Genomic DNA, 12,373 nt, shown 5'->3' on the forward strand with positions numbered 1-12,373 from the left:
TCAGCGCGCCCGATGCGCGAGGCCGAAGGTGAACATCAGGGCCAGCACCAGCACCAGTCCCTTGACGAAATCCTGCGCGTAGTACGGCGCGTTGAGCATGGTCAGGCCATTGAGCAGCGACGCCACCAACAGTGCGCCGACCAACGTGCCGAACGCATTGGGCTTCTTCGCTCCGAGCACGGCAAAACCGATCAGCGCCGCGCCGAGGGCGTCGAGCACCAGACCGTTGCCGGAGCTGACATCACCCCGACCCAGGCGCGCCGCCAACAGCAACCCGCCGAGCGAGGCGAGCAATGCCGAGAGCACGTACGCAAGCAACTTGAAGCGCTGCACTGGCGCGCCTGCCAATCGCGCTGCCTGTTCGTTACCGCCAATCGCATAAAACAACCGGCCGATGCGCGTACGCTCGAGAAACAGCCACACCGCCAGCGCCACCAGCGCCGTGATCAACACCGGCACCGGCACCATGTCCCACAAGCGTCCGCGGCCGAGGGCGAGAAACGCCGTACTGAACGTGCCTTCGGTTTCCACGCCACTGGGCAAGGTCATGCCCACCGCAATCGAGCGTCCGCCCGTGGGAATCAGTTGCACGCCGATCACCAGAAACATGCTGCCCAGCGTCGCGAGAATGTCCGGCACCCGCAGCTTGACGATCAGCCAGCCATTGAGCAGCCCGACCAGTGCGCCACCGGCCAGACTGATCAGCACCGCCGGCACCGCGCCCCAACCGAGCACCACCATCACGTAACTGGCGATCATCAGGCTCATCGCCGCCACCGCACCAATCGACAGATCAAGTCCGCCGACGGCCATGGTCAGCGTCACGCCAAGGGCCAGCAGCGCGACGATCGACACCGACTGCAAGATGCTGAACAGATTGCCGACGCGCAAAAACGCCGGCTCCGCGACACTGAAAAACACCACGATCAGCGCCAGCAGCCACAACAGGCCGTAGCGGATCAGCGCTTGCAGCAGGCGCTCGGTGGGTGCCGTAGCGGACGACAACAGTGAACTCGAATCAGGCACTCGCTCTGCTCCTTGGCGTGGCATGAAAGGGATTTTCGCTAGCGTCGCTGCCGGCCAGCGCAGCGACCAGGGTCGCGCGCTCAAGACCGGCACGCGGGTATTCGGCGACCACGGCGTGATCGAGCACCAACAGAATGCGGTCGGCGATTTCCAGGGCTTCGTCGACATCGGCGCAAATCACCAGGGTCGCGCGGCCGCCGGCACTGTCGCGCAACAGTTGGCCGATCTCGCGGCGGGCGCGCACGTCGACGCCCTGAAACGGCTCGTCGAGGATCAACACCCGCCCTTCTCCGAGCAGCCAGCGGCCAAGCACGACCTTCTGTTGATTGCCGCCGGACAGCGCGCTCATCGGCACCTCGATGCCGGCGGTCTTGATCCCCAGCGCCGCGACTTGCGCCTCGACCGCTGCAGCTTCGGCGCGGTTGCGAATGAACCCGGCACGGGTGAAGCGCTCCAGAAACGGCAGCGTCAGGGTGCGGCGCAGGGAGAAATCCGGCACCAGCGACTGACTGGCACGATCCTCCGCCGCGAGAAACACACCGCTGTGAATCGCCGCCCTTGGCGAACCCGGCAGCCAGTCCATGCCGTCCAGTTGCAGGCTGCCGGCCACCGCTTTGCGCAAGCCGAACAACACTTCGGCGATTTCGCTTTTGCCAGCGCCGAGCAGCCCGGTCAGTACCACCACTTCGCCTTGGTGCAGGTCGAAATCGAAACGCCTGGAGCGTGGCAAAATCTGCAAACCGCGCACACCAAGGACTTTTCGGCCCACGCTGCCGGGCGTGTAGACATGCCCGTCCAGCGCCTGTCCGAGCATGGAGTGCACCGCTTCCGGCAACTGCCGTGCGCTGAATTCCCCGGCCGGTCGACCATCGCGCAGGACAATGGCGCGGTCCGCCACCCGTTGCAGATCGGACAAGCGATGAGAGATGTAAACAATCGCCACGCCACGGCTGCGCAGGGTGTCGATCAGGCCGAACAGCCGTTGCGCCTCGGTCTCCGACAAGGCTGCGGTCGGCTCATCGAGAATCAGCAGACGCGGCTGCAAGGCAAAGGCCCGCGCCAGCAACACCAACTGCCGTTCGGCCTGGCCCAGGTGTTCAATCGGCTGCTGCAGCGGCAACACCAGACCCAGCCCGGCGGCGATACTCGCGGCGCGTTCCAGCAAGCGTTGGCGATTGAGCCAGAAGTCCGCGTCGGGTTTGCACAGTTCATCGAGCAGCAGGTTCTCCGCCACGCTCAAACCGGGCGCAATGCCCTCGTTGATCTGCTGATGCACCGCGACAATCCCGACCCGACGTGCCGACGGCGGCGAGCTGAATTGCCGGGGCTGACCGTCGATGTAAATCTCGCCGCCATCGGCGCGCTGGCTGCCGGCGAGAATTTTCACCAGCGTCGATTTGCCGGCACCGTTGGCACCGAGCAACGCCACCACTTCGGCGGGATGAATCTGCAGGCTGACGCGATCCAGTGCGCGGTTCGAGCCGAAGGTTTTGCTTAGTTCACGCACCTGAATCAGCGGCGCGCGGGCCACGACGACACTCATAAGATTCCTTAACGCCGATGGGCCAGCGAACGTACCAGCCGGTCGCCCAGGCTCTGCACGCCCTGCACCAGAATGACCAGCACCACCACGGTGGCGACCATCACTTCATTGTTGAAACGCTGATAGCCATAACGGATCGCCAGATCACCGAGGCCGCCACCGCCAATCACCCCGGCCATGGAAGAAAAACCGATCAGCATCACCAGCGTCAGAGTGATCCCCGCCAGCAGCGCGGGCAGCGCTTCGGGCAACAGCACTTTGAAAATCACATGACGGATGTCGCCGCCCATGGCGAGGATCGCTTCGATGCGGCCCTTGTCGACTTCGTCCAGCGCGTTCTCGACGATCCGCGCAAAAAACGGAAACGCGCCGATGGTGATCGGCACTACCGCAGCGGTGCTGCCCAGCGTCGTACCAACCAGCAGACGGGTCAGCGGAATCAGTGCAATCAACATCACCACAAACGGCAGCGAACGCCCCAGATTGACCAGCGAACCCAGCGCGGCATTGAGGCGTGGCAGCGGCCACAGGCCGTCGCGGCGACTGACAAACAGCAACACCCCGAGCGGCAAACCGATCAGCAGCGTGAACAGCCCCGCGAGCAAGACCATGTATAGGGTTTCGCCAGTGGCGTTGAATAGCAGTTGCAGGATTTCATCCCAGTTGATCGTGCGGTTCATGACTGAGCCGCCCGCACGCCGTATTGCTTGAGGAAGCTGAGCCCGGGGATGTCGTGGCCCAGCGGCAGGCCGCAGGTCGGCCGCAACGAAGTGCCGAGACTCGATTGCGCATCGGCGAGCAATCGCGGCACCGGGCCGGACTCGACCAGGCGACCGTCCGCCATGTACGCCGCGTGATCGCAGATCGACTTGACCACGTCCAGCTCATGGGTGATCAGCACAATGGTCACGCCCAATTGCCGGTTGATGTCGCGCAGCAAGTCAAGAATCGACGTGGTGGTTTCCGGGTCCAGCGCACTGGTGGCTTCGTCCGACAGCAGATACGCAGGCTCGGCAGCCAGCGCGCGGGCGATCCCCACCCGTTGTTTTTGCCCACCGGACAACTGCGAGGGAAAGGCTTGCGCCTTGTCCGTCAAACCGACCAGTTCCAGCAGTTCGCGCACCCGCACATGGCGCCACGGTTTGCCGACGTTGGCGATTTCCAGCGGCACGGCGATGTTGTCGAACACGGTGCGCGAGTGCAGCAGATTGAAGCCCTGGAAGATCATGCCGATGCGCTGACGCTGGCGGCGTAGGTCGCTGGCAGACAGCGTCAGCAGGTCCACGCCGTCGATCAGGATCCGCCCGCTGTCCGGGCGTTCAAGCAGATTGAGACATCGCAACAGGGTCGACTTGCCCGCCCCGCTGCGCCCGAGAATGCCGTAGATCGCGCCGTCGGGAATACTCAGCGACACCTGATCCAGTGCTGGTGCCGGCGCCGACGGGTAGGTCTTGCTCAACTGCTCGACGACGATCATGGCTTGCCATCCTCCACCGGAATCACCGACCCCTTGAAGTTATCGGTGATGTATTTCGCCACTTGCGACGAGGTCAGGTCCTTGGCCAGTTGCGCAATGCGCGGATCGTTCTGCAGTGTCGGCGTGGTCACCAGAATGTTGGCGTACGGATTGTGCTCGGCCTTCTCCAGCCCCAGCGCATCCTGGGCCGGCACCAGTCCGGCTTCCAGCGCGTAGTTGCCGTTGATCACCGCAAGGTCGACGTCGTCCAGCGCCCGAGGAATTTGCGGCGATTCGATCTCAAGGATCTTCAGCTGTTTCGGGTTCTCGGCGATGTCCTTGGGTGTGGCCTGATCGGCTGCCGGATCCTTGAAGCCGGGCTTGAGTTTGATCAGGCCGTTGTCCTGCAACAGGTACAGCGCACGGCTCAGGTTGGTGACGTTGTTGGGCACGGCGACGGTGCCTTTTTCCGGCACCTCGGCGAAGCTTTTGTGTCGGCGCGAATAGATGCCCAGCGGCTCGATATGCACCGTGGCGGCCACCGCGAGTTTCTGCCCCAGCGCTTGTTCCTGGGATTTCAGGTACGGCAGATGCTGGAAGTAATTGGCATCGACATCGCCATGCACCAACAGCTCGTTGGAGTTCACGCCGTTGGGAATCTCGATGACCTTGAGCTTGAGTTGCGGATCGATTGTCTGGATGTACGCGAGAATCTGCGCGTGGGGCACCGGGTCGGCGGCCACGCGCAACGGCTCCAGTGCGTGCGCGCCGAACGAAGTCACCAGCGCGCCGAGCACGGCCAGGGTCAAACCTGCTTTTTTCAACATGAGCGGAGTCCTTGAGCGAGTGATGAATCAGGCGTTGGCGGTTTTACGAGCCGGTGCGGCGGGCATCAGCGCGTCGGCATAGAAGCGCCGGGCGACGTCGGGGTGCGAACGCAACCGACCCTTGAGGTAGTTCCAGCCGACATCGCGAAACAACGGATTGAGCGGATCACTCGCCGGGCCACGCGCTTCGCGCAACAGCGCGGTGGGCAACGGATACAGCGGCACCACGGCATCGAGTTGCGCGCCGAGGAAGAAGGCGATGGACAAGCGTTCGCTGCCTGCGGGCGGCGACACCACCCGATGCACCGTGGCGCGCAGATAACCGTTGGTGGCCAGCTCCAGCAGTTCACCGATGTTCACCACCAGCGTGTTGTCGCGGGGCAGCGCATCGATCCAGCGCCCTTCCTCGACCTCCACTTGCAGACCGGCCTGCTGATCTTGCAGGAGAAAGCTCAGGAACCCGGAATCCTTGTGCGCGCCGACGCCCTGCTGGCTCGCGCTGGCGGCCTGGCCTGGATAGCGCATCAACTTGATGTGTTCGTTGGGCTTGTCGCCGTACAACTGATCGAACGCGTCCGCCCGCAGCGACAGCGCCTGGGCAAAGGCACGCAGCAGACGCAACGCCATGCGCGTCATCGCCTGTTGCCATTCGAGCAGCAGCGGTTTCAGTTCTGGCAGCGCCGCCGGCCATTGGTTGGGTCCCTGCAACCGAGCCCACAACGGACTGTCCGCGTCCAGCGGCAACGCTTCGCGCTCGGCGCCGAGATCGAACTGCTCACGCCAGTCGGGTTGACCACGGGTGATCTCGGAAGCGGCACGGTTGTACCCGCGAAAATGCGGCGAATTGATCATGCCGACGGCGTTTTTTTCGTGCTCGGACAAAGCGAAGAACTGCCGGGCGTGATCCTGCACCTGCTTGAGCAGGTGGCTGTCGATGCCATGGCCGGTGAGATAGAAAAAGCCGACGTCACGCGCGGCGTGACGCAGGTTTTCAAGAAATTCATAACGCTGCTGCGCGGTGCCTTCGAACAACGAAAGGTCCAGCGTCGGCAGCGTGGTGATATCGAGGGTATGCGGCATGATTCACTCCCGTGTGAACCAAACCTGAAGAGCCTTTGATCGATTCAGCGTGTGCCGTCATGGCAATCGGGGGTCTATCGGTTTGATGCGTTTGATTCGTCGTGAGACAAAACTAAACGATCTTAAAAACCACGAACAAATACCCTTTTTGCATTAGCTTAGGCCTGACGCTCAAGTTCGCTGTCATCACGCGACAGCTCTCCCGCTTCAACTGATCAACGTGCCGGGTCATAAAACGGTTCGACCGCCACCCGACTGCCGACAAAGAAACTGTCAGCCACCAGCCGCAGTGGCTGCAGATCGACGTCGCTGGCCCGATCGCCAATCAGTTGCCGGAAGTGTCGATACACCGCGGTGTACTCGCCCTCTTCCGACACCACTTGGCGCACGCCGTCGATGCTCAGCAGCGCCCCGCCGTTGTCCAGACGCAGCACCCCTTCGGCGCAGCGCATCTCGATGCTCCAGAGTTCGTCGTGACCGTGGTCGAAATCGAACTCGGCCTGCACGTCGAGTCGGTTCGCGTCGGACATCTTGATCGACGCGGCAATCGGCGACTGGCAGTTTTCCGGTACGCGCAGTTCGGCGGCTTCGACAAACAATGGCTGCGCCAGCAAACGGGTGACTATCGATAGGGCATTGATGCCCGGATCGAAAACGCCCAGACCACCGGGTTGCCAGATCCACGTCTGCCCGGGATGCCACTTGCGCACGTCTTCCTTCCAGTCGATCTGCACGCTTTGCAGCGTGCGGCCGGCGAGCCAGTCGCGGGCGGCTTCGATACCGGGGGCGTAGCGCGAATGCCAGGCGAACAACGCACTGACACCCTGCTGCTGCGCTTGACTGACCAGGGTCATCGCCTCGCCCAGCGTGGCGCACGGCGGTTTTTCCACCAACACATGTTTGCCGGCGGCCAGCGCCTGCTGTACCAGAGCGAATCGACCTTGCGGCGGCGTACAAAACGCGATCGCATCCACCTCGGGGCCGTTCTCCAGCAACTCGCTCAACGAGTGAAAGTTCTCCACCCCGGCACAGGGTGCACCTTGCGTGGCGACCGCCACCAGACGAAATCCGGGATTGGCGTTGATCGCCGGAACATGTTGATCCTGGGCAATCTTGCCGTAGCCCACCAGACCGAGACGGATCGGTTGCATCAGTGACTCCTGTTTTTGTCTTGTTGTCGTCAGCGAGTGCGCAGATTAGCCGTAAACGTCAGGGAAAACCCAGCTGAGTCTGATCAAAAAAACCGCAGAAGCCAGCGCTCGGTTCATCGCGCCGGGTAGTAACGTTGATGCCGCGGCGCAAACAAAGAAAGCCTGCTTTTCAGGGCAGGCTTTCACGTTCACAACGCTGCAGTCACTTTTGCTGCGCGGTCAATGCCGAGTAACTGTTCATCAGGTTCCGGTAGTTCGGAATCCGCTGCGACAGCAGATTGCCCAGCCCTTCGATGTCGTTGCGCCAGTCGCGGTGCAGCTCACAGGCGACCGAGAACCAGTTCATCATTTGTGCGCCGGCCTGGGTCATGCGGCTCCAGGCGGCTTGCTGGACGGTGGTGTTGAAGGTGCCGGAGGCGTCGGTGACGACGAACACATCGAAGCCTTCGGCCAGTGCCGACAGAGTCGGGAATGCGACGCAGACGTCGGTCACGACACCGGCGATGATGATCTGCTTGCGGCCGGTGGCCTTGATCGCCTTGACGAAGTCTTCGTTGTCCCAGGCGTTGATCTGGCCTGGGCGGGCGATGTACGGCGCATCGGGGAACATTTCTTTCAGTTCCGGAACCAGTGGGCCGTTGGGGCCTTGTTCGAAACTGGTGGTGAGGATGGTCGGCAGGTTGAAGAATTTTGCCAGGTCGGCCAGCGCCAGGACGTTGTTCTTGAACTCGTTCGGCGAGAAGTCCTGAACCAGAGAAATCAGACCGGTCTGGTGGTCGACCAGCAGGACTACGGCGTCGTCTTTGTTCAGGCGGTTGTAGGTTGCAGTGCTCATGTTTGAATCCCTTTTCTTGGTTGAGGTAGTGGGCGTTGCGTTGAACATGGGCACAGATTACTGACACAACCGAAACCGATAAATCGGTTGAAAAGCGTTTCACTGTCAACTCATAACGGACAATCCTGGCGACACAACACAGGCTTGCCAGCCTCCGACTCAATGCGGCTGGAGAATTGGTTTGGCGATCATCAAACTGTACGGTGCCCGGTTCAGGACCCTCTCCACCGTTGCGCCAATCAAGTTGAGGCCTTGCGGGTAGGCGGTGCCCCATAACCCTGTGGGAGCGGGCTTGCCCGCGAAGGGTTCATTCCAGGCAACATCTCAAATGACTGACGCACCGCTTTCGCGAGCAAGCCCGCTCCCACAATGATCTCGACAGGCCGCCATTCCTGGGTTCACCTCACAATCCTGTGGATGAAGTTATGAGCTAATAACACCTTCATTAAACCGTCTTTCAAACGTTGTACTAGGATAGGATCCACATCCTGACATTTGCGCCGACCAGGGAACATGCTCGACGCAGGTCAGAAATGGGACTGTTTCACCTGCAACTCATGGATGATGTTTATGAATTCACACCTGTTTCCCCACATCGGTAAAGTCATTGCGAGCACCGGCAGCCGGCACTTTCCGCGGATGCTGCATGACCTGATCCAGACACAACTGGCGGTCGACGCCACACACATTCGCCAGATGCGCGTCGAGCCGGTGGGCCGCCCCGCCCATCGCAACCTACCGGAAACCGGCCAAGACTCGGCCCAGCAGGCTGAAACGGTATTCTGCGAACAGATTGCCGCACGCTCGAGCGAGCCGATAGACACGCCAGACGCGGCCAGCGCCGACGCCTCGCAGCTACACCTGACCCGGCGCAAGGACGGCTACCGCTACGTGATTTCGGTGTATCGCAACGACCAGTCGCAACGATTCTCGGCTCAGGAGCAGAGTTTGTTGCAGGACATATCTCCGGTGCTGTTGCCGATGGTGGAAAAACACATTCACGCCCTGCAACCCCAGCAGACCAACACAGAAGATCCGTCGCCCGGCGCTGACGGCGCGCAACAGGGCCTGGAAAACCTGCGGCTGCGCTTCAACGAGCGTTTGCAGCAACTGGGCCTGAGGCTGTCCAATCGCGAAACCGAAGTGTGCATCGGCCTGCTCGCCGGGCGTACCGCGCCGGAACTGGCCGAACAGTTGCAACTGAAGGTCAACACGGTGGAAAGCTACCTCAAGCGCGCCGCGATCAAGCTGGGGATCAGCGGCCGGCATTCGTTGATGCGCTGGATGTATTCGCCTGAACATACCGCCACCCTGCCCGGCTCACCCCACGCCGCTTGATAGTGCCCGATCTGCAGGAACTGCCGCTGCGAGCAAGCCCGCGCCCACATCGAAATGCGCTGAGCCGATGGTTACAGCAACACCCGGTTAAAACTGTGGGAGCGGGCTTGCTCGCGAAGAGGCCGGTACGGCTGGCAACCCTCTCATTCAAGTCCAGCAGGTACTGTCCGCGACGGGCACAGAAGGTGCCAAGGGATGCCGGGAAACGTCTTTTTATCCGTCGCGCCGCGCCTTACCGCTCATCCGAAAAGGCCTCGTACCTGTAATTTCTGACAGTAGCCAGAGCCGTCATCTTCAGCGCTGAATAACTCCATGCCCTTTGTCTCCCGACAGTTCGCTTGGAGTTCCGACCATGCTCGTTCAGCCCAGGATGAAAATCTCTGCCCCCCATTCACTGCTGGACCCGCTAGTCCCCGGGCGCCTCCTGCCTTCCGGTCAGTGGGGGATCAACCGGGCGGCGGTGTTCACTTTTCCCGACCTCGGACTGCTGGTCGTCATCCCCGTCTGGGCCAGCAAGGATGTCGGAGATTCCGTCAAGCTGCTGCTCAATGGCCGTGAGGTCGACGGACGTCCCATCATTGACGAGGCCGAGCTCAAGCAACCGACCCTCTTGTGGGTGGCTCCCCGTCATCTGCAGACCGGTTCTTACGAACTCACCTACGAAATCAAACAGCCCAATCAAAAAGAAGAGCGTCCGGACAAGCCCCTCAACCTCTTCGTCAAACTGGAACTCCCCGGTGGCCAGGACATCGACCCGGGCCCTGGTCACTCCAACCTGTACATGTACATTCCCCCGGAAATCGTCAACGGCGGGGTGGACAAAGACGTTGCCGAAGCGGGAGTGCCGATTGTCATCAGGTCCGAGTCCGGCAGCGGCTTGCCTTACCCTGACATCGCGAAGGACGACGTCATTCATCTCAGTTGGGGTGGCTTTTTTGAGTATTCCACACCGGTGACCCAGGCGCAGATCGACGATCCAGCGGCAAACCCGATATTGATCACGGTCTCCAAAGCCACTATTGAACGGGCTGGTGACACCGACCTCTCCGGTCTGGCGGTCACCTTCAAGGTGCGCGACATCGTCGGCAATGAATCGGAAGACTGGTGCAAGGAAACCCGCATCGTCGTCACCACCGGCATCGACCTGCTGGCCGCACCGATTGTTCAGGAGGCCGTCAACAACAAGCTCGACGTCGATAAACAGGGCGACAACGACATCACGGTGCATGTCACGGCCGACCGACCAGACTTCGAGATGAATGACATCATTCACTTGACCATGCTCGGCACCACCCTGGAGGGCGAAAAAGTCGAAGTCACCGCCCTGCCCCAGACCGTCGACAACATCCCGCATAACTACGAGTTCAAGCTGCCCATTGCCGACGTGCGCAAACTGGTCAATACCCAGGTCAGTTTCTTCTATCGGCTGGAACGCAGCGGCAGCAGTGACCCGTTACGCTCAAAAAGGCAGTTTGTACAAGTCACCGGCGCAGCCCACCGCCTGGCCGCACCGATCATCGAAGAAGCCGAGGGAGAATTCATCGATCCCTCCGAAACTCAAATCAACGTCCGCATTCCGTTCGATCCGGCCATCGAGTACGGCATGGGCATTGAGCTGTTCCTGTTGGGTAAACGTCCGGACGGCAGCACCTTCCTGCCTGAGTTGAAGTGGCACATTCCGGAGGAGGATGAAGTCGAAAATCCCGAAGGTTTTGTCATCACCGTCGATGACTACAACCTCAAGCTCCTTGACGGCGGAACCCTGAAGGGGTGGTACGACCTGCTGATAGCCGAGGGCGACGAGATCCTCAGACGGGAATCGCTGCACACGAAATTGCTCAATGTGGGTGAACCGAAATTCGAGCTGGACGCACCCATTGTCCTCGGGGTGCAGAACGGCTTCCTCGACCCGGCCACACTGCCCGGCGGTACCAGTAGACTGACCATCCCCAGGCCTGTGGTGAAGCCATGGGTAGCCAACGACGAGGCCACCTGGAAGTGGGTGGGCGACATCTCCGGCGAGGAACCCGGGTCCCGCACATTCAATGCCGTCACCGCCCAACAAGACTGGGTCATCAACCTGGACGCCGCCTTCGTCGCCCAACACATCGAACCGAACCGCGGCAGCAAGATCACCGTCCGCTACCAGCTCTGGCGGCATGCCACAGATGAGACCAGCCTTTCGAATCCATTGGTGTTCACCGTGGGCGTCGCGCTGGAACTGCTCGCCCCCTGGATCAAGGAGAACAACGGCGACAGCGCACTCAACCCGCTGCTGGTCAGGGACACCTTGACCATCGTGGTGCCGGACAACAGCGCGTTGCTGCCAAACCATGCAATCAGCGTCACCTGGACTGGCGCTGACGGCACGCCGGCCGGCGGGTCGCACACCTCAGCGCCGCGTGCGGTAAGCGAAGGGCTTGAGTTTGCGATCCCCAACAGCGTGGTGGCGTTCAATCTGGGTAAGCGGGTAAAAGTCTCCTACGTCGTCATCATTGATGGTCATCCAACACCGTCCCGGGTATTTGACCTGACGGTGCAAGCAATGCCGCAGAGCGCGCTGACCAGCCCCACCATCGAGCAGGCCGACAACGATGGCGCCGGCCCGGAACTGCATACCGGCAACCTGACCCAAGCTTCCGTACGCATGGGCGACTGGCCGCTGATCGCCCTCAACCAATACGTCTGGTTGCGCCTGTGCGGGACCAATGCCGACGGCAGCGCCTACACACGCGAGATCTGGAGCGCGCCGACGGCCTTCACCAACCCCGACTGGATTGCTGACCGGTTCTTCACTGCTCCGCTTCCAGCCGATGAGCTCAACGCTCTGCAGGATGGCAGCGATCTGGAATTGGTGTTTAAAGCGGCGCTTGGTCAGAGCACTGTGGAGAGTGAGGCGGTGGAGTTTCCGGTGCGCACTTATACGATCAAAGCGATTGAGGATGTGCGCCCAGAAATTACCCTAGTGGAAGACTCCAAAGGGAATGAGATTGCCAAAGGCGGATTCACCGTTGATACCCAGATCACGTTGTCAGGGGGTGGGGCCAAAGGTCAGAAAGTCCAGATCAAGGACGGCACCACCGTCAAAGGTGAAGCGACGGTTAACCTGACGACCGG

Annotated in this window: 9 protein-coding genes and 1 pseudogene; 2 read left to right on the forward strand and 8 right to left on the reverse strand. The window is 61.2% G+C overall.

The window, feature by feature from the left end; genetic code table 11:
• From AC3WMV_RS27460 to ycaC, 8 genes are all read right to left on the reverse strand, one after another.
• The gene (locus AC3WMV_RS27460) at positions 1-1,026 is read right to left on the reverse strand and encodes an ABC transporter permease (RefSeq protein ID WP_103367447.1); all 1,026 of its coding nucleotides are present in this window, start codon (positions 1,024-1,026) and stop codon (positions 1-3) included.
• Complete coding sequence (locus AC3WMV_RS27465) at positions 1,019-2,569, reverse strand: sugar ABC transporter ATP-binding protein (protein ID WP_103367448.1); 1,551 nt, start codon at positions 2,567-2,569, stop codon at positions 1,019-1,021. Before AC3WMV_RS27465 ends, AC3WMV_RS27460 begins: the two co-directional genes overlap by 8 nt.
• 8 nt (positions 2,570-2,577) lie before the next feature.
• Positions 2,578-3,249 (reverse strand): methionine ABC transporter permease, encoded by a 672-nt coding sequence (locus AC3WMV_RS27470; RefSeq protein WP_047599773.1) that lies wholly within the window; start codon positions 3,247-3,249, stop codon positions 2,578-2,580.
• Positions 3,246-4,046 (reverse strand): methionine ABC transporter ATP-binding protein, encoded by an 801-nt coding sequence (locus AC3WMV_RS27475; protein WP_103367449.1) that lies wholly within the window; start codon positions 4,044-4,046, stop codon positions 3,246-3,248. Before AC3WMV_RS27475 ends, AC3WMV_RS27470 begins: the two co-directional genes overlap by 4 nt.
• Entirely contained in the window at positions 4,043-4,852 is an 810-nt protein-coding gene (locus AC3WMV_RS27480) for a MetQ/NlpA family ABC transporter substrate-binding protein (protein WP_103367450.1), read from the reverse strand. The genes AC3WMV_RS27475 and AC3WMV_RS27480 overlap by 4 nt, the downstream gene beginning before the upstream one ends.
• A gap of 27 nt (positions 4,853-4,879) precedes the next feature.
• On the reverse strand, positions 4,880-5,932 hold the full coding sequence (locus AC3WMV_RS27485; protein ID WP_103367451.1) for an isopenicillin N synthase family dioxygenase: 1,053 nt from the start codon (positions 5,930-5,932) through the stop codon (positions 4,880-4,882).
• A gap of 215 nt (positions 5,933-6,147) precedes the next feature.
• Entirely contained in the window at positions 6,148-7,083 is a 936-nt protein-coding gene (locus tag AC3WMV_RS27490; RefSeq protein ID WP_103367452.1) for a Gfo/Idh/MocA family protein, read from the reverse strand.
• Between the two features lie 202 nt (positions 7,084-7,285).
• Positions 7,286-7,918, reverse strand: a complete 633-nt coding sequence (gene ycaC / locus AC3WMV_RS27495; RefSeq protein ID WP_007966399.1) for an isochorismate family cysteine hydrolase YcaC — start codon at positions 7,916-7,918, stop codon at positions 7,286-7,288.
• A gap of 570 nt (positions 7,919-8,488) precedes the next feature.
• On the opposite strand from ycaC, the gene AC3WMV_RS27500 reads away from it, so the two are divergent.
• Together AC3WMV_RS27500 and AC3WMV_RS27505 are read left to right on the forward strand one after the other, a co-directional pair.
• The gene (locus tag AC3WMV_RS27500) at positions 8,489-9,256 is read left to right on the forward strand and encodes a helix-turn-helix transcriptional regulator (protein WP_103367453.1); all 768 of its coding nucleotides are present in this window, start codon (positions 8,489-8,491) and stop codon (positions 9,254-9,256) included.
• Between the two features lie 352 nt (positions 9,257-9,608).
• Positions 9,609-12,373, forward strand: a pseudogene (locus AC3WMV_RS27505) (hypothetical protein); the annotation flags it as partial.

It is taken from the genome of Pseudomonas sp. FW305-3-2-15-E-TSA4 (assembly GCF_058787295.1).